Consider the following 17094-nt stretch of genomic DNA (forward strand, 5'->3'; position numbering starts at 1 on the left):
AGCTCTTTCCGGGGGTCGCGCGCATGATCACCGCCGCCCAGCTTCGTGCCGCCCGTGCACTTCTCGGGCTGGATCAGCGTGGCCTTGCCGCCCTGTCCGGCCTCTCCGTGCCCACCATTCAGCGCATGGAGGGCAGCGAGGATGTGATCCGCGGCAATGTCGACTCGCTGATGAAGCTCACGGCCGCGCTCGATCAGGCCGGCATCAGCCTGATCAATGAAGGCAGTGTGAGCGACAGCGGCGGGCGCGGGGTGCGCCTGAAGGCGCCAGCTCCCGCGACTGCGGATGCGAAGGTGCGCCCATGAACGGGATCGACCTTGCGCAAAACTGGGCACAGGGCCCGGCCCAGCCCCTCCTGAGCGCCGGCGGCGGCACGTCCGTCACGCTCATGCTCGTGGCCATTGCCATGCTGCTGGCCGGCTCTGCCGGTGCGGTCATTCTGGCCCGGCATGCCATTGCCCGGCCATTTGTGTATCTCCTCTCCTTTCTGGCCACGGCACTGGCCTTTGGCACGGGAGTGTGCGGCCTTTTCGGCCTGCCCTCGGCGCTGGTCCTGCCGCTGGGCCTTCCGGGAATGGGCGCGCATCTGCGCATCGATGCGCTCTCCGCCTTTTTCATCACCGTCATCAATCTGGGCGGCGCGGCGGCCAGCATTTACGGCATGGGCTATGGCCGGCATGAACATGCCCCCCAGCGCGTCCTGCCCTTTTTCCCGGCCTTCATCGCCGGCATGAACCTGGTGCTGCTGGCCGGCGATGCCTACAGCTTCCTGCTGGCCTGGGAGTTCATGTCGCTGGCCTCATGGGCGCTGGTCATTTCACAGGACAAGTCGCCCGAGAATGTCCGCGCGGGACTGATCTATCTTGCCATGGCCTCGTTCGGCACACTGGCGCTGATGCTGGCCCTTGGCCTGATGGCCAGCGCCGGCGGCGGCTACAGCTTCGAGGCCATGCGCACCCATGAGATGGGAGCGCTCACCGCCGGCATCGTGCTGTTTCTCGCCCTGCTGGGCGCGGGGTCGAAAGCCGGGCTCGTGCCTCTCCATGTGTGGCTGCCACTGGCCCACCCGGCAGCGCCCAGCCATGTCTCCGCCCTGATGAGCGGGGTGATGACCAAGGTCGCGGTCTATGGGTTCATCCGCATCGTGTTCGATCTGGCGGGCGATCCGGCCTGGTGGTGGGGCATGCCGGTTCTGGCCGCGGGGGGGCTCTCGGCGGCGCTGGGCATTCTCTATGCCATGATGCAGGTGGATATGAAGCGCGTGCTGGCCTACAGCACCATCGAGAATATCGGCATCATCTTTGTCGGCCTCGGGCTGGCGCTGGCGTTCGAGGGGGCCGGAATGCCCGCCGCCGCCGCGCTGGCGCTCACCGCCGCCCTTCTGCATGCGCTGAACCATGCGGTGTTCAAGAACCTCCTGTTCTTCGGGGCCGGAGCCGTGCTGACCGCAACCGGCACGAAGGATCTGGAGAAGCTGGGCGGCCTCATTCATCGCATGCCTGTCACCGCCTTCATGGTGCTGGTCGGGGCGGCCTCCATCTCCGCCCTGCCGCCGCTGAATGGTTTCGTCTCCGAATGGCTCACCTTCCAGGCCATTCTGCTCAGCCCGGCCCTGCCCTCCTGGGGGCTGAAGCTGCTGGTGCCGGCCGTGGGGGCGCTGGTGGCGCTGGCCGCGGCGCTGGCGCTGGCCTGCTTCGTGCGGCTCTATGGCATCGCCTTTCTCGGCCGGCCGCGCACGGATGCCGCGCGGGATGCCCATGAGGTGGACCACTGGTCGCGCGCTTCCATGGGGGTTCTGGCCGCGCTGTGCCTGCTCATCGGCATTCTGCCCGGCCCGGTGATGGATGCCCTCCAGGCGGCGGTGGGGCCGCTGGCCGGCGCGCGCATGCCGGTGCAAAGCTCGGTCTCCTGGCTGTCCATCATCCCCATCGGCGAAAGCCGCAGCTCCTATAATGGCCTGCTGGTGCTGGTCTTCATGGCCATTGCCATGCTGCTGGCCGTCTCGCTCATCCACCGCTTCGCCTCGCGCGCCCTGCGCCGGGCGCCGCCGTGGGATTGTGGCTTCCCCAATGCCGACCCGGCAACCCAGTACAGCGCCGCCAGCTTCGCCCAGCCGCTGCGCCGGGTCTTCGGCGCGCCGCTCTTCTCCGCCCGTGAGCAGGTGGACATGCCGCGCCCCGGCGACATGCGCCCGGCCCGCATCACCCTTACCGAGAACGATCCGGCCTGGGTCTGGCTTTATGATCCGCTGATGCGCCGCGTGACATGGATGGTGGAGCGCTCCAACCGCCTGCCCTTCCTCACCATCCGCCAGTATCTGGCCGTGGTGTTCGTGCTGCTCGTGCTTCTGCTGGGGGTGCTGGCGATATGGCCGTGATCGAAGGTCTCCTCATCCAGTGCGGCCAGATGCTGCTGGTGCTGGCGCTCGCCCCCCTGCTCACCGGAGTGGTGCGCAAGATCAAGGCGCGGCTGATGCGCAAGCGCGGCGCCTCCATCTTCCAGCCCTATCGGGATCTCATCCGCCTGTGCCGGAAGGAGGCGGTGGTCGCCGAAGGTTCATCCTGGCTGTTCCGTGTCGCGCCCTATGTCATCTTTGCGGCCACATGGGTGGCGGCGGCGCTGGTGCCCACCTTCGCCACGGGGCTGATGTTCTCCTGGTCGGCGGATCTCATCGCCATTGCCTCGCTGCTGGCGGCCTCGCGCTTTTTCCTCACCCTTGCAGGCATGGATGTGGGCACCAGCTTTGGCGGGCTGGGCTCCAGCCGCGAGGTGATGATCGCCTCGCTGGCCGAGCCGGCCATGATCATGATCGTGTTCGCGATCGCGCTGGTGGCCGGGTCCACCCAGCTTTCCACCATGGCCGGCGTGATGCTGAACGGGGTGGGCCTGCGCATCACCCTGGCGCTGGCCCTGCTGGCGCTGATGATCGTGGCGCTGGCGGAAAATGCCCGCATTCCGGTCGACAACCCGACCACCCATCTCGAACTGACCATGGTGCATGAGGCGATGGTGCTGGAATATTCCGGCCGCCACCTCGCCCTGATCGAGCTTTCCGCCCAGCTCAAGCTGCTGCTCTATATCTCGCTCATTGCCTGCCTGTTCGTGCCCTGGGGGCTGGCGCCGGCACATACAGGGCCGGGGGCGGCCGTGATCGGTCTGCTCACCTATGGCCTCAAGCTGGCCGTGGGCGGCGGGCTGCTGGCCACATTCGAGGTTTCCATCGCCAAGATGCGCGTGTTCCGCGTGCCGGATTTCATGGGCGCGGCGCTGATGCTGGGCCTGCTCGGCACGCTGCTGCTGTTCGTCTCAAGGGGGCTGTGACATGGGCGCGCTGGAAACGGGCGGAATGGAAATCGGCCAGCTCTCTTTCGATATCGCCCATCTGCTGGCGGGCGGCATGGTGCTCATCTCCTTCCTGATGCTCTATCAGGGCCGGCTGAATGCGCTCATCACGGTGTTTGCCCTGCAGGCGGTGGCGCTGGCGCTCAGCGTGGGCTGGCAGGCGCATATCCAGCATTCGGAGCATCTCTACATCACGGCGGCCGTGGCCTTCGTGTTCAAGGTGCTCATCATTCCCTATGCCCTGCACCAGATGGTGACGCGCCTTGGCCTGCACCGGCAGGTGGAAACATCCCTCTCGCTCGGGCCGACCATGCTGGTTGGCATCGGCCTTGTGGCGCTTTCGCTGGTGGTGATGCTGCCCGTGACTGTCGGCTCCAACCCGCTGGCGCGGGAGGATCTCGCCTTCGCGCTCTCGGTGGTGCTGCTGGGCTTTCTGATGATGGTGACACGGCGCAACGCGGTGAGCCAGATCGTCGGCTTCATGTCGATGGAGAACGGCCTCATCCTGGCGGCGGCCGGGGCCAGCGGCATGCCGCTGGTGGTGGAGATTTCGGTCGCCTTTTCGGTTCTCATCGCCTTCATCGTCATTGGCGTGGTGCTGTCCCGCATCCGTGAAAGCTTCGACACGGTGGATGTGGATGCGCTCGACCAGTTTCGCGGAGGCCGCTCATGAACGCGCTTCTGACCGCCGTGCCCGGGGCGGGCGCATTCTGGCTTCTGGTGCTGCCGGCCGCCGCCGCCGGCCTGCTGGCGCTGGTGCCCGCATGGCGCGCCGCCTGCGCGCTGAATGTGCTGGCCAGCTTTCTCACCTTCCTCGCCGCCCTCTCCTTGCTGGCGGTCCGGCCCGGGACGGGCGCCTATATTCTGGCGGATGATCTCAACATCATCTTCATCGTGGTGAACGGGTTCGTCGCCTTCACCACCGCGCTCTACAGCGCCACCTATGTGCGCCATGAGGTGGAAAGCGGGCGCTTCACGCCCTACCGCCTGCGCATCTATCACGCCATGTTCCAGACCCTGGTCTTCTCGATGAATCTGGGGCTCATCTCCAACAATCTGGGGGTGATGTGGGTGGCGATAGAACTGGCGACGCTGGCCACCGTTCTCATGGTGGGGCTCTACCGCACGCCGGAAGCCATAGAGGCGGCCTGGAAATATTTCATGCTCGGCTCTGTCGGCATCGCGCTGGCGCTGTTCGGCACCATCCTTGTCTATATGGCGGCCCAGCCCGTGGTGGGCGAGGGGCAGGATGGCATGGTGTGGAGCGTGCTGATCCGGCATGTGGCGGATTTTGATCCGGCCCTGCTGAATCTCGCCTTCGTGTTCCTGCTGCTGGGCTATGGCACCAAGGCGGGCCTTTCCCCGCTCAATGCCTGGCTGCCCGATGCCCATGCCGAAGGCCCCACCCCGATTGCCGCCGTGCTCTCCGGCCTGCTGCTGAATGTGGCGCTTTATGCCCTGCTGCGCTTCAAGATGCTGATGGATGCCAATGCGGGCGCGATGTCGCCCGGGCCGCTGTTCATGGCGATGGGGCTGCTCTCGCTGCTGCTGACCGGGGTGATGCTGTATCGCCGGCACGACATCAAGCGCCTGTTCGGCTATTCCTCCATCGAGCATATGGGCATCATGATGTTTGCCTTCGGCATTGGCGGGCCGCTCGCCAATTTCGCCGGCCTGCTGCACATGGTGATGCACTCGCTCACCAAATCCGCCATCTTCTTTTCTGTCGGCCAGATCACCCAGATCTATGGCACGCAGAAGATCAGCCAGATCCGCGGCCTCACCACCTCCCACCCGGTGCTGGGCTGGGGGCTGGTGGCGGGGGTGCTGGCCATTGCCGGCATGCCGCCTGCCGGTGTGTTCATGAGCGAGTTCCTGCTGGTCACCTCCACCGCTGCCCGGCCGGGATGGATGGCGCTGCTGGCCCTGCCGCTGGTGGCGGGAATATTGCTGGCCTTCGGGGCGCTGGTGATGAAGCTTTCCGGCATGGCTTTCGGTGCGCCCAATGCGCCCGCCGGTCCGTTCCGTGCCTCATGGCTGCCCATGGTGGTTCATCTCGTTCTGGTCCTGCTTGCAGGGCTGTATCTGCCTGCCACGCTGGCGCTCTGGCTTCAGCAGGTGGCGGGCATGCTGGGATAGGAGGCGCAGATGCAGAGCCTCATGGCACTTCTGGGCGCGGGCACGCCGGTTCCCGCCTGCCGGCCATGGCCGCGCGCGGTGGTTTCCCCGCAGCAATGGTCGGCGCTGGCGGCGCATCTGATGCAGGACCGTTTCACCCTGCTCGGCCTGTGGGGAGACGAGGGGGCCGTGCATATGGCGCTCTTCGATGAAACCGAGAGCTGCGCGGGTATCGCCACCTGCCTGTGCCCGGATGGCACCTTTCCTTCCGTCGCACAGGTGCATGTACCCGCGGCCCGGCTGGAACGCACGATTCATGACCTGTTTGGCCTGAAAGCCACCTGCACCACCGCTGAAGGTGCCGATGAGCGCCCCTGGCTGGACCATGGCCGCTGGGGCCTGCGCGCGCCTCTGGGCGCGGCCACGGATGGCCCCAGCGATGGTGAGCCCTATGCCTTTCTGGCGGCGGAGGGCGCGCACCTGCATCAGATCCCCGTCGGCCCGGTACATGCCGGGATCATCGAGCCGGGGCATTTCCGCTTCCATGCCCTTGGGGAAACGGTGGTGCGGCTGGAGGAGCGGCTGGGCTATGTGCACAAGGGGCTGGAAGCGCGCATGCGCGGCGCCCTGCCGGAAAAGGCCGCCCGCCTTGCCGGACGCCTTTCGGGCGACAGCACGGTTGCCGCCACGCTGGCCTTCTCGCAGGCGGTGGAATCCGCGCTGGGGGTTGAGGTGCCGGCCCGCGCCATCCTCCTGCGCGCGGTCATGGCGGAGCTGGAGCGGCTGGCCAATCATTTCGGTGATATCGGCGCCATCTGCAATGATGCCGCCTTCGCCATCATGCTGGCCCATTGCGGGGTGCTGCGTGAGCAGGTGCTGCGGGCAGCCGATGCCTGCTTCGGCCACCGCCTGATGATGGATCGCATCAAGCCCGGCGGCGTGCGGGCGGATCTGTCCGATGAGGGCATCGCCGTGCTGCGGGATCTGGTGCGCACCGCGCGCGAGACATTCCCCGCCCTTGTGGCCCTCTATGGCAAGACCAGCTCGATTCTGGACCGCACCGTCACCACCGGCCATGTGCGCGCCACGCTGGTGCGCAAGTTCGGGGCCGGCGGCTTTGTCGGCCGGGCTTCCGGGCGGGCTTTCGACGCCCGCCGCGCCTTGCCCTATGCGCCCTATGACCAGTTCTCCTTCGAGGTGCCGGTTCTGGAGGCGGGAGATGTGGATGCGCGCCTGCGTATCCGGGTGCTGGAGGTGGATGAAAGCCTTGCGCTCATCACCCGCCTGCTGGAGAGCCTGCCGCAAGGCCCGGTTGAAGCCCCCCTTCCCCCCACACCGCCGGAAGGCGCGGAGGGCGTGGCCCTGGTGGAAAGCTTCCGGGGCGATCTTCTGGCCTATATCCGCCTGGATGGGGAAGGCCGCATCGCCCGCGCCCATCTGCGCGATGCCTCATGGTTCCAGTGGCCGCTGCTGGAGGCGGCGATCGAGGGCAATATCGTGGCGGATTTTCCGCTCTGCAACAAATCCTTCAACTGCTCTTATTCGGGGCACGACCTGTAGGGCCTGAACATGCGCAAGCTTCTGCTGGGCGGGCTGCTGAAAGGCCCGCTGACCGAACCCGGCCCCGAGGATGCAGCCCTGACGGCCATTGGCGCGAAGGTGCGCGGCGCGGTGCGGGAAAAACTGGGCGGCAGCCTGTCGATCCGGCAGGTGGATGCCGGCTCCTGCAATGCATGCGAGCTGGAAATCCACGCTCTGAACAATGCCTATTATGACATCGAGCGCTTCGGCGTTCATTTCGTCGCCTCCCCGCGCCATGCCGATGTGCTGCTGGTGACAGGGCCGGTGACAAAGAACATGGCGGAAGCGCTGAAGCGCACCCATGATGCCACGCCCAACCCGAAATGGGTGATCGCGGCTGGAGACTGCGCCTGCACCGGTGGCCCGTTCGGCGGCACCTATGCCTGCCTCAACGGGGTGGCGGATGTGGTGCCGGTGGATCTGCGCATCCCCGGCTGCCCACCCACGCCCATGGCGCTGCTCACCGGCATTCTGGCCTTGCTGACACGGTAGCCGCATCCCGTCAGGAGAGGAATGCATCATGGATCAGGTTGAAATCCAGTATCAGAACAGAACGGGCAACTGGACCACCGTGATGGTGGTCCAGAACCTGTCCGCCAATATCCTCATCGCCATGACATCCACGGCGCGGGCCAATCCCGGCTGCCGGGTGCGGGCGGTGGACCGGCAGGGCCGGGTGGTGGATATTCTCTAGCCGGCTCCGGCGGTCCGGCCGGAGCCGGGCGGCCAGAACCCCGCCACCACCGCCGGCTAGAACCCCTCTACCGCCACCTGCACATGCTCCACATGCGGCGGCCTTGCGAAATGAGGCCCGGCCAGACCACGCCATGTCTGGAAATCCTCCGATTCCCGGAAATGGACCATATGGTCCTCCAGGGTCTGCCACCCCACCACCAGACGGTAGATCTGCGGCCGCTCGATGGTGCGCTCCAGACGGAAGCTCAGGCATCCCTTCGCCCGCCGGAACAGGGGCGCGGCCTGCGCCACGGCAGCTTCCAGCGCGGATTCGGCACCGGGCTTCACTTCAATTTCCGCGATTTCGAATATCATGCTTCTCTCTTCCAGCCTGATCGGGAGGAGAGCATATCGCGCCAGCGCCCTCCCCTCACCCCCTCGGGGCGGTGCATCAAGCGTTCTTCCCATGATTATCGCGGCGGCTCCTCACCATTGCGGAAGTCCCGTCCCGGCATTACAGGGGCAGCGCATAGAGCTCCCCATTCGCCCGGCGCAACACTTCCATGGGCACGCCATAAATGCGCGCGAGCGTATCCGGGTTCAGCAGTTCCTCCGGTGTGCCACGGGCCACCAGCCGGCCCGAATGCAGCGCCAGAAGCTCATCACAGAAACGCGCCGCCATGTTCACATCATGCAGCACGATGATGACGCCGATGCCCCTTTCATGACACAGACGGCGCACCAGACGCAGCACTTCGAGCTGATGGGCGATATCAAGCGCGGATGTGGGTTCATCCAGCAGCAGGCAGGGTGCATTCTGCGCCACCAGCATGGCCAGCCATACGCGCTGCCTCTCCCCGCCTGAAAGCGTATCCACCAGACGGTCGGCGAAGGCGGTGATATCGGTCAGGGCGATCGCCTCCTCCACCTTGTCCCGGTCCTGCGCGGTGATACGGCCCAGCGCGCCATGCCAGGGGTAGCGGCCCAGCGCCACCAGCTCACGCACATTCAGCCCGCCTGTCGCCGGCGGTGTCTGGGGCAGATAGGCCACCTCGCGCGCAAAGGCCCGGCTGTTCCATGCCGAAAGGGGCCTGCCCCCCAGCCGCACCAGCCCGCTGCCGGGTGCAAGCTGGCCGGCCAGCACCTTCACCAGTGTGGATTTGCCGGAGCCATTATGGCCGATCAGCCCCACCACCCGCCCGCGCGGCAGCTCAAGGTCCAGCGTGTGGAGCAGCGTACGCCCCTCCACCGTGACGCTCACCCCCTCAAGGGTGAAAAGCGCATCCCCCGCGCGCACCTCAACGCTCCAGCGCGAAGGCGTGGCGGATGGCCAGATTCAGTGTCGCCGGCAGCACGGACATGTGCGTCTCCCCCGGCAGGAACACATATTCGGATGTCAGGCCCGGCACTGCGGCAAGGCGTTCGGCCATCTCTCGGGACAGATCGACCATCCGGCTCTGGACAAAGCCCTCGCGACGCTTCTCCTCATCCTCGGCCCCCTCCTGAAAGGGGGCGAGCTTCTGCTCATATTCCCCCACCAGCGTGAGCACCCGCCCCGCACCGGGTCGGCCCGAGGCGATGAAGGCTTCCGCAGCCTTCACAATACCCTCATTCTCCCACCAGACGGCGGGGCTGGAGGCGATCCAGCCGGAAAAGGCATCCGGCTTGCGAAACAGCGTGTGCAGCACGAACAGCCCCCCGAAGGAATGCCCCAGAAGCGCCTGCCGCGCGGGATTGATGCGGGCCATCTGCGCGATGCGCGGCTTCAGCTCATTCTCGATGAAGGCCAGAAACGCATCCGCCCCGCCGGTGCGCACCTCCGGCCCATCAGGCGTGAAGGGCGGATAGGACTGGCCGGGCGGCGGGCCCAGATCCCATGACCGGCGCAGCGGATCATATGCGCCATCCACCGGATAGCCGATCCCCACCATCACCCCCGGGCCAATACCGGTGCCAAGCGGATAGGCGGCCTGCACGCGCATAATATCGGCCGCCATTCCGGCCACCGCATTGGCATCCGTATAATAGAGCACGGGCCAGCCCTCTTCCGGCGCCTCTGTGGGCGGGCGATAGAGAAAGATGCGCCATGGCGCGCCACCCGAGGCGGACTCCAGATCGAAAACAACCGTATCGGGAATGGTTGCAGCGGCAGATAAGGGCATCATGAGCCAGCCTGTTTGCGCGAGAGAAGCCAGAGAAAAGCCGGCGCGCCGATCATGGCGGCCAGAAGCCCGGCGGGAAGCTGCCAGGGGAATGCCAGCGCCCGGCCGGCAAAATCCGCCCCCACCATCACCAGCGCCCCCAGCAGGGCCGCGCCGCAAAGCTCCGGAAGCGGCCGGCGAAAGCCCAGCAGGCGCGCCAGATGGGGCGCGAACAGACCGACGAATGAAAGCGGCCCCACCAGCAGGGTGGCAATGGCTGTCGCCACAGCACACATGACAAGCAGCAGCGTGCCGCTCAACCGTGGCGAAAGCCCCAGCGCCTGTGCGGCACCGGCCCCGAGCGGAAGAATATCGAGCCAGCGCGCGATGAGCGGCAGCAGCGCCATCAGCACCAGTGCGGCACACAGGCTGAAGAGGGCGGGCTGCATCTGCATGCCATAGGTGGAACCCGTCATCCAGTTGAACAGCAAAATGGCACGCGGATCACCGCTCGCCATCAGAATGCTGACAAGGGCATCCAGAAGCGCGCCAACCGCAATGCCCACCAGAATGACCCTTTCCGGGCTGCCCTGGCTGCTGCGCCCCAGAAACAGGATGACGAGAAGGGCGACAAAGGCCCCGCCTGAGGCCGCAACCGTCTGCTCCAGTGTTCCGAAACCAGCCGCCAGCAGCAGGAGCAGGGCAAGGCCGCAGGCGGCGCCGGCGCTCACCCCCAGCACTTCCGGGCTCGCCAGCGGATTTCCTGTCATGCGTTGCAGGATGCAGCCGGAAACGGCGAGCAAGGCCCCGCCGGCCAATGCCGCCAGCGCCCGCGGCAGGCGCAGGGGCCAGAAGGATGCCGCATCCGCCGTCCAGACGAAGGACCATCCCTCAAGCCCCGGCCCGGCCATGCAGGAGAAGAGCACCGCCCCCGCCAGCAGCCCGGCCAGAACCGCAAGCATCACCACCGGATGCGCCAGCCGCCGGCCTGAAGCGCGGATGAGCCCCGTCGTGACGGCGGGCGGCAGCTTCAGGCGCGGGATCATCCAGAGCAGGAGCGGCGCGCCCAGCATGGCCGTGACCGCGCCTGTCGGCAGTGTATCGGCAAAGGCCCCCGAAATGAGCTGGACGCACTGGTCTGTCAGCAGCAGCAGGCCCGCACCGGCAAGGCTTGCCACCAGAAGGCGCGTGCCCACGCGGCGCGCGCCGAAAAGCCGGGCCAGCACCGGAGCGGCAAGGCCGATGAAACCGATACTGCCCACGGTTGCCACGACGAAAGCCGCCAGCGCAATGGCAACCCCCAGGGCGGCAAGACGCGCCGCCATGAGAGAAAGCCCGAGGCTGCGGGCGCTGGCATCCTCCAGCCCCAGCAGGGTGAGCGCGCGCACCAGAAGCAGGGCGGCAAGGCCGGCAAGGGCAATGCGCGGGGCCAGAAAGGTCACCCCCGCCCATCCATTCTGGCTGAGCGCGCCGGCCCCCCACAGAAACAGCCCGCTGAGATAATGGGTGTTCAGCAGGGTGAGCAGCGCGGCCAGCGCCGCACAGAACAGGCTTGTCACCATGCCGGAAAGCACCACCACCAGCGGCGAGAAGCGGCTGCGCCATGACAGCAGCAGCACCACGGCGACAGACAGGGCACCCCCGCCCAGCGCAACCCACTCCCGCCCGAAAGCCAGCGCCACCGGCAGCCAGATCATCGCCACGGACAAAGCGAGGCCCGCACCGGACTCGATCCCGAGAGTGGTCGGGGAAGCAATGGGATTGCGCAGCACCTGCTGGAGCAATGCGCCGGAAAGGCCGAGCGCCGCCCCGGCCAGAAGGCTCACCACAAGGCGCGGGGCGAGGCTGTAGGCAAGAATGATCTGTTGCGGCGCTTGTCCTTCAGCACCCCCCGTCACGCCGGGCCATTGCGCCACCGGCACATGGGCGGAGAAATTCCAGACTGCGGCCCCAAGCCCCAGCCCCCACAGCACCAGCAGGAAAACCACCGGCTGCCCCGGCCATGCCAGGGGGAGCCGGGCGGAGGAGGCTGCGCTCTCAGCCATCGATACGCCCGCTCCCCGGCCGGCCATCCGCCAGTTGCAGCACAAGCTGGCGGGCAAACCGCATGGCCGATGGCAGCATGCCGAACATCAGGACAGGCGGCACCACCTGCACATGGCCCTGCCGCACCGCCGGCAGGCTGTTCCACAAGGGGCTGGCCGCCAGCTCCGCCTTCGTTTCCGCCGGAATGGGTTCAAGACACAACAGGCGCGCCGAACCGAGAGTGGCGAGCTGTTCCAGGCCGATGGTATTGAAGCCCCAGTAATTGCTCGTTTCCGGCCAGCCATTGGTGAGCCCGCAACGGGCCATCACATCCCCGAACAGGCTGCCTGCACCATAGACGCGGACATGGCGGGCATCGAAGAAGGTGAGAGCCAGAACAGGCATGGTGTTGACGCCGGCCTGCGCCAGCCGCCGGCGGGCAAGGTCCATTTCCGCCCCGGCGCGGGTGATCAGCTCCTCCCCCTGCGCCGGCGCACCGATATCGCGCGCCAGATCGCGGGTGGCGGCGATGCTGGCCCTGTAGGGTTGCCCACCGGGCGGCGCATAGATGGTGAAGGTGCGCACCGGGGCAATCTGCTCCAGCAAGGGGCGCAGCCCTTCCAGATAGGGCGACGAGACGATCATCTCCGGTCTCAGCGCCGAAAGCAGTTCGAGATTCGGCTCGCGGTCCGTGCCCAGATTGATGATGCCGGGCGGCAAGGCCGGTTCCACCACCCATGTGTCCCATATGCCGGGATTGGGCACGGCGATGGGCGCCATGCCCATTTCGATCAGGGTTTCCGCCAGCCCGAAATCCATGGACACGATGCGCCGCAGCGGGGCGGGCGCGGACCGTGCCCCCCCTGCCCCGGCGCCGGCCAGAACCGGCGCTGCAAGGCCAGCCAGCCCGCCCAGCATCAGGGCCCGGCGGGACAGGTGCGGCAGCCGTTTCACCATTTGTATTTCAGCCCGCCCAGCACGGTGCGCGGATTGCCCTTGTAGCAATATCCGGCATCGCAGGTGATGTAGCTCTCATCGAACAGGTTCTGGGCATTGACCTGCGCGCTCCAGCCCTTCATGCGCGGGTCCATATAGGCGAAATCATAGCTCAGCTTCGCATCCACCAGCGTATAGGCGCTGTTCTGGAAGCTGTTGAGCGAATTGCCCCATGTCGCGCCCGTATAGCGCACGCCCGCGCCAACCCCGAGACCGGCCAGCAGTGTGGCCTCGTCAAACTGGTAATCGGCCCAGAAGGTGAAGGTGTGATAGGGCATTCCCGACGGCATGAGGCCGATGGTTTCACTCACGCCCGACATGTTGCGCAGGTCAAGATAAGTATAGGCGCCACGGATCTTGAGGCCCCGGCCCAGATTGGCCACGGCCGAAAGCTCAAGACCGCGCCCGCGCACCTCGCCCCGCTGCACCTGGAAGAAGGGATTGAGCTCATCCGTCACCAGACCGTTATCCTGGTTGATCTGGAAAACGGAGGCGGTGAAATAGCCGTCAAAGCCGGGTGGCACATATTTCACGCCCCCCTCCACCTGCCGGGCGGTGGTGGGCGAGAAGGGGTTGCCATACTGGTCCACCCCCAGATTGGGCACGAAGGAGGTGGCATAGCTCACATAGGGCGCAAGGCCGTTATCGAACAGATAGGTCAGGCCGGTGCGATAGGTGAAGCTGGTGTCGCTGGTATGGTCGGTTGTGGCCTTCAGGCGGTTGCGATCATCCATCGACACCCAGTCATAGCGCCCGGTGAGGGTGAGCACCCATTTGTCGAATTTCGCCTGCTCCTGCACATAGACGCCCGTCTGCGCCTGGCGCTGCTGATAGCTGGAAACGGGCGAGCTGGGATCGATGACCGGCCCGAGCGGGATGTTGAAGATGGGATTGTAGCCCGGCGCGGAGCCGTAATTGTAAACCCCGTCCAGCCACAGATAGGAATAATCCAGCCCGACCAGAACCGTATGCTCCACCGGGCCGGTGTCGAAATTGGCCTGGATCTGGTTGTCCACCACGAAAGACTTCACCTTGTCATGCAGATAGGTGGCCGAGCGGCTGGCGATCTGGGTCACCGGATCCGTGCCGAGCACGCTGTTGTAGCGCACCTTGGTGTCGATCTCGCCATAACGCAGGTTCTGCCGCACGGTGATGACCTCGTTGAAGTCATGCTCGGCGCTGTAACCAACCCGGTACTGGTGCTGCTTCAGGCTGTTGTAATCACCATAGGCGCTGCTGAACTGGGTGTTCGCATTCCCTGTCCAGGCATAGAAGGGCAGCGCCGCGGGGGTTTCGGAATCCTGATATTCCCCCAGAAAGGTGATGCGTGTATCCGCGCCCGGCTGCCATGTCAGGGCCGGCGCGATGAAATTCATGTTGTTGACGCCACCCCCATGGGTGTTGGCGGAGCCGGCATCGCGCAGAAGGCCGGTGATGCGGTAGAGCCACTTGCCCTCCTCATCCAGCTTGCCGCCAATATCGGCCTGCCCCTGCCACAGGTCGAAATTGCCGGCCTGCACCTCCACCTCGCCAAACGGCTGTTCCACCGGGCGCTTGGAGATGACATCGACAAGACCGCCGGGCGAGCCGAGGCCATAGAGAGCGGAAACCGGACCACGCAGAATGGTCACGCTCTCCACGCCATAAGGCTCGATCTTGAAAACGGACATGTTCGCGCCGGGCAGGCGCAGGCCATCGCGATAGATGCCGGTATAGGTGACATCGAAACCGCGAATGGCGAAGGCGTCATAGCGCGGATCGAAACCGGCCTGGCCGGTACGCACGCCGGGCGTGTAGTCCACCGCCTGAAGCAGGGTCTGGACATTGCGATTGTCCAGCTCATCACGCGTCACCACCGAAATGGACTGCGGCACCTCGATCAGCGGTGTATCGGTCTTGGTGCCCGCGACGGTTGCTGTCGCGACATAGCCCACCGTCCCGTCCGTCTCCACCGTCACGGGCGCAAGCGCAATGGCGCCATCCGCCCCCACGGGCCCGCCCGCCCCGGCCTGCGGAGCGCTGATGGTGACGCGGCCGGGGCCATTGAAGCTGTAGGACAGGCCCGTGCCCGCCAGCAGGCGGCCCAGGGCCTCGGACGGGGTCATGGTTCCCGAAACAGGTGCCGAGCGCATGCCGCGGAAACGGCCCGTATCAAACAGCACCCGCACACCCGCCTTCTGGGCAAAGGCCAGAATGGCGCTGTTGAGATTCTGGGCGGGGATGTTGAACGCCATCTGGCCCGGCGCGGCCTGAACCGGAGACGCGAGCGCCAGAGGCGCCGAGGCGACACCGGCAAGCAGCGCCAGCATGATGGCCTGCCCTGCAACACCACCGCCTGTGCGCCGCCCGCGCCGCACCTTGTCCTCAGCCCCACTGGTCATCGACGCCATCCCTCATCCCTGCCGGGCGCGCGATTTCAGCACTGCGCCGGCAAAACAGCATGCCGGCAAGACGCCGGCCCCTGTGAGGAAGACAAGTCAGGCGACCAAACCCGTAAAAAAATCCGGCCGCGATCGCTGTTTTTTCAGTAAAGCACTGTGATGAAAGGCGGAACCGACCGGGAGCGCACCCCCAGCTCATCGGTGATGGTGCTGATGGCATCGTCCAGCTCGCCGGCGGTGAAGACCCCGCTCACCCGGCGACTGGCCAGCGCACCATCCAGAATGACGATGCGCCCGCGCCGATACCGGTTGAGCGTGTTGACGACCACGCGCAGCGGCACATCATCAAACACCAGCATGCCGCGCCGCCAGGCCGTGGCTCCCTCGACATCGCGGGCCTGCACCTCGCCGATCCCGCCATCCGTCTCATAGGTCACCTCCTCGCCCGGAGACAGCACCACGCCCGGCTCATCTCCCAGCGAGACCTCGATCTGGTGCTCGACAGCCAGCACCTGCGCGCCATCATCCGTCAGCTCCACCACGAAACGGGTGCCAAGGGCCCGGGTCTGCCCGCCAGCGGCATCGGCGATGAAGGGGCGCACCTCGTCTGCCTGCATCGGCGTTGCGACGAAAAAGGCTTCCCCGGCCAGAAGCGAGACACGGCGCTCGCGCGCATCATAATCCAGCGCCAGGGCACTGGAGGGGCCAAGCTCCACCACGCTGCCATCGGGCAGATGCACCGTGCGCAGTTCACCCGGCCCGGTGCGGTAGTCCGATGTCATCAGCATGACGGGATCGCCGAACTGGTTCCAGATGAGGCCGCCGCCGGCAACCAGCAGGAAGCCGACCAGCGCCCCGATGCGCACGGCCTTGCGGGCGATGGAAGGACGAGAGGCCGGCATCAGGGCCTCAAGGGCGCCTGGAGAATGGCGCAGGCCCGCCAGCTGTCGCCATGTGGCGCTGGCTTCCTCGAAAGCCGCGCGATGATCCGCGTCCTCCTCCAGCCAGAGGCGGAAAGCGGTGCGCCCGGCCTCATCCAGCGGGCCGGCATCAATGCGGGCAACCCATTGGGCGGCTTGCAGCCCGGTCTTGTCCGGCGCGTGTCCCCGCGCATCATTGGCCCGCTTCATCTGCCAGACCTGATCCCTTTTTCCATGCTCGCGCACGCACACAGCCTATGGCCGCTCCGGCTCCATATCGCAAGCAGACGGCCTGCGCCGATGCACACCGCAGGACGCGGCACCAAAGAAGGCGTGCGGCAAATGCACTTCAATGCCCGCGCAAACGGCAGGTGAGATGCGCAATGGCCATGGCCAGATGTTTCTGCACCGTGCTCTCGGAAACCCCCAGACGCGCGGCCACCTCTGCCTGCCGCAGACCACAGACCCGGCTGAGCACAAAAATCTCCCGCGTGCGCCGGGGCATCTCCCGAACGATCATGTGCAGGCGCTCCAGCTGGAGGCGCGCATCCACCGCATCCTCAGGACTTGGCTGGTCGGCGGCGAAGGCGGCGAGTGTTTCAGGCGCGACAGGATCGGTCTTGCGCCGCGCCTCCTGCCGGAGGTGATTGACCAGAAGATTGCGGCCCATGGCGAACAGATAGGCGCGCAGATCCTGCACCGGCCCCGGACCTTCCGGACGCTCCAGCAGACTGACGAATGTATCCTGCACGAGATCATTGGCCGTGTGGGTGTCACCGGTCCTGCGCTGCAGATAGCGTCTGAGTTGTGCGCCATGTGTCATGAAGACAAGCGACAGGTTTGACGACATGAAGTAAGCGCCCACACTCCGCAGCAATAAAGTCAGCGCATTCCTCTAGCATGAGGCTGACAGGC

At 66.1% G+C, this 17094-nt stretch carries 16 protein-coding genes; 8 read left to right on the top strand and 8 right to left on the bottom strand.

Annotation, left to right across the window (positions count from 1 at the left end; translation table 11 throughout):
• Positions 1-23 precede the first annotated feature (23 nt).
• From ACT6QG_RS14325 to ACT6QG_RS14360, 8 genes are all read left to right on the top strand, one after another.
• Positions 24-305 (top strand): helix-turn-helix domain-containing protein, encoded by a 282-nt coding sequence (locus ACT6QG_RS14325; RefSeq protein WP_444978237.1) that lies wholly within the window; start codon positions 24-26, stop codon positions 303-305.
• A gap of 83 nt (positions 306-388) precedes the next feature.
• Entirely contained in the window at positions 389-2377 is a 1989-nt protein-coding gene (gene hyfB / locus ACT6QG_RS14330) for a hydrogenase 4 subunit B (protein ID WP_444978305.1), read from the top strand.
• Entirely contained in the window at positions 2368-3321 is a 954-nt protein-coding gene (locus tag ACT6QG_RS14335) for a respiratory chain complex I subunit 1 family protein (RefSeq protein ID WP_444978238.1), read from the top strand. Before hyfB ends, ACT6QG_RS14335 begins: the two co-directional genes overlap by 10 nt.
• Positions 3322-3346: 25 nt before the next feature.
• Positions 3347-4015 (top strand): NADH-quinone oxidoreductase subunit K, encoded by a 669-nt coding sequence (locus ACT6QG_RS14340; protein WP_444978306.1) that lies wholly within the window; start codon positions 3347-3349, stop codon positions 4013-4015.
• Positions 4012-5481 carry a hydrogenase 4 subunit F gene (locus ACT6QG_RS14345; protein ID WP_444978239.1) on the top strand — a complete coding sequence of 490 codons (1470 nt, stop codon included), beginning with the start codon at positions 4012-4014 and terminating at the stop codon, positions 5479-5481. The genes ACT6QG_RS14340 and ACT6QG_RS14345 overlap by 4 nt, the downstream gene beginning before the upstream one ends.
• A gap of 9 nt (positions 5482-5490) precedes the next feature.
• Positions 5491-7020: a hydrogenase large subunit gene (locus tag ACT6QG_RS14350; RefSeq protein WP_444978240.1), complete on the top strand. Its 1530-nt coding sequence runs from the start codon at positions 5491-5493 to the stop codon at positions 7018-7020.
• Positions 7021-7029: 9 nt separating this feature from the next.
• Positions 7030-7533 carry an NADH-quinone oxidoreductase subunit B family protein gene (locus ACT6QG_RS14355; protein ID WP_444978241.1) on the top strand — a complete coding sequence of 168 codons (504 nt, stop codon included), beginning with the start codon at positions 7030-7032 and terminating at the stop codon, positions 7531-7533.
• A gap of 28 nt (positions 7534-7561) precedes the next feature.
• Entirely contained in the window at positions 7562-7735 is a 174-nt protein-coding gene (locus ACT6QG_RS14360; protein WP_444978242.1) for a hypothetical protein, read from the top strand.
• Between the two features lie 56 nt (positions 7736-7791).
• Here ACT6QG_RS14360 and ACT6QG_RS14365 read toward each other — a convergent pair whose 3' ends face one another.
• The 8 genes from ACT6QG_RS14365 to ACT6QG_RS14400 all read right to left on the bottom strand — a co-directional run bounded on the left by ACT6QG_RS14365 (position 7792) and on the right by ACT6QG_RS14400 (position 17029).
• Positions 7792-8091 carry an antibiotic biosynthesis monooxygenase family protein gene (locus tag ACT6QG_RS14365; protein WP_444978243.1) on the bottom strand — a complete coding sequence of 100 codons (300 nt, stop codon included), beginning with the start codon at positions 8089-8091 and terminating at the stop codon, positions 7792-7794.
• A 139-nt stretch (positions 8092-8230) separates the two neighbouring features.
• On the bottom strand, positions 8231-9013 hold the full coding sequence (locus tag ACT6QG_RS14370) for an ATP-binding cassette domain-containing protein (RefSeq protein ID WP_444978244.1): 783 nt from the start codon (positions 9011-9013) through the stop codon (positions 8231-8233).
• A 1-nt stretch (position 9014) separates the two neighbouring features.
• On the bottom strand, positions 9015-9881 hold the full coding sequence (locus ACT6QG_RS14375) for an alpha/beta hydrolase (RefSeq protein ID WP_444978245.1): 867 nt from the start codon (positions 9879-9881) through the stop codon (positions 9015-9017).
• A complete protein-coding gene (fhuB, locus tag ACT6QG_RS14380) occupies positions 9878-11902 on the bottom strand; it encodes a Fe(3+)-hydroxamate ABC transporter permease FhuB (RefSeq protein ID WP_444978246.1) in 2025 nt (674 codons plus the stop codon). Before fhuB ends, ACT6QG_RS14375 begins: the two co-directional genes overlap by 4 nt.
• Positions 11895-12839, bottom strand: a complete 945-nt coding sequence (locus tag ACT6QG_RS14385; protein WP_444978247.1) for an ABC transporter substrate-binding protein — start codon at positions 12837-12839, stop codon at positions 11895-11897. The genes fhuB and ACT6QG_RS14385 overlap by 8 nt, the downstream gene beginning before the upstream one ends.
• The gene (locus ACT6QG_RS14390; RefSeq protein WP_444978248.1) at positions 12833-15259 is read right to left on the bottom strand and encodes a TonB-dependent siderophore receptor; all 2427 of its coding nucleotides are present in this window, start codon (positions 15257-15259) and stop codon (positions 12833-12835) included. The genes ACT6QG_RS14385 and ACT6QG_RS14390 overlap by 7 nt, the downstream gene beginning before the upstream one ends.
• A gap of 143 nt (positions 15260-15402) precedes the next feature.
• Positions 15403-16389 (bottom strand): FecR family protein, encoded by a 987-nt coding sequence (locus ACT6QG_RS14395; protein ID WP_444978249.1) that lies wholly within the window; start codon positions 16387-16389, stop codon positions 15403-15405.
• A gap of 139 nt (positions 16390-16528) precedes the next feature.
• A complete protein-coding gene (locus ACT6QG_RS14400) occupies positions 16529-17029 on the bottom strand; it encodes an RNA polymerase sigma factor (protein ID WP_444978250.1) in 501 nt (166 codons plus the stop codon).
• Positions 17030-17094: the final 65 nt, after the last annotated feature.

Source organism: Haloleucobacter ellipsoideus, assembly GCF_052491725.1.

What these genes read in the sequence shown, in the direction of transcription:
- ACT6QG_RS14325 (WP_444978237.1), top strand. Translation starts at nt 24, where the DNA reads ATGATCACCGCCGCCCAGCTTCGTGCCGCCCGTGCACTTCTCGGGCTG.
- hyfB (WP_444978305.1), top strand. Translation starts at nt 389, where the DNA reads ATGCTCGTGGCCATTGCCATGCTGCTGGCCGGCTCTGCCGGTGCGGTC.
- ACT6QG_RS14335 (WP_444978238.1), top strand. Translation starts at nt 2,368, where the DNA reads ATGGCCGTGATCGAAGGTCTCCTCATCCAGTGCGGCCAGATGCTGCTG.
- ACT6QG_RS14340 (WP_444978306.1), top strand. Translation starts at nt 3,347, where the DNA reads ATGGAAATCGGCCAGCTCTCTTTCGATATCGCCCATCTGCTGGCGGGC.
- ACT6QG_RS14345 (WP_444978239.1), top strand. Translation starts at nt 4,012, where the DNA reads ATGAACGCGCTTCTGACCGCCGTGCCCGGGGCGGGCGCATTCTGGCTT.
- ACT6QG_RS14350 (WP_444978240.1), top strand. Translation starts at nt 5,491, where the DNA reads ATGCAGAGCCTCATGGCACTTCTGGGCGCGGGCACGCCGGTTCCCGCC.
- ACT6QG_RS14355 (WP_444978241.1), top strand. Translation starts at nt 7,030, where the DNA reads ATGCGCAAGCTTCTGCTGGGCGGGCTGCTGAAAGGCCCGCTGACCGAA.
- ACT6QG_RS14360 (WP_444978242.1), top strand. Translation starts at nt 7,562, where the DNA reads ATGGATCAGGTTGAAATCCAGTATCAGAACAGAACGGGCAACTGGACC.
- ACT6QG_RS14365 (WP_444978243.1), bottom strand. Translation starts at nt 8,091, where the DNA reads ATGATATTCGAAATCGCGGAAATTGAAGTGAAGCCCGGTGCCGAATCC.
- ACT6QG_RS14375 (WP_444978245.1), bottom strand. Translation starts at nt 9,881, where the DNA reads ATGATGCCCTTATCTGCCGCTGCAACCATTCCCGATACGGTTGTTTTC.
- fhuB (WP_444978246.1), bottom strand. Translation starts at nt 11,902, where the DNA reads ATGGCTGAGAGCGCAGCCTCCTCCGCCCGGCTCCCCCTGGCATGGCCG.
- ACT6QG_RS14385 (WP_444978247.1), bottom strand. Translation starts at nt 12,839, where the DNA reads ATGGTGAAACGGCTGCCGCACCTGTCCCGCCGGGCCCTGATGCTGGGC.
- ACT6QG_RS14390 (WP_444978248.1), bottom strand. Translation starts at nt 15,259, where the DNA reads ATGACCAGTGGGGCTGAGGACAAGGTGCGGCGCGGGCGGCGCACAGGC.
- ACT6QG_RS14395 (WP_444978249.1), bottom strand. Translation starts at nt 16,389, where the DNA reads ATGAAGCGGGCCAATGATGCGCGGGGACACGCGCCGGACAAGACCGGG.
- ACT6QG_RS14400 (WP_444978250.1), bottom strand. Translation starts at nt 17,029, where the DNA reads ATGTCGTCAAACCTGTCGCTTGTCTTCATGACACATGGCGCACAACTC.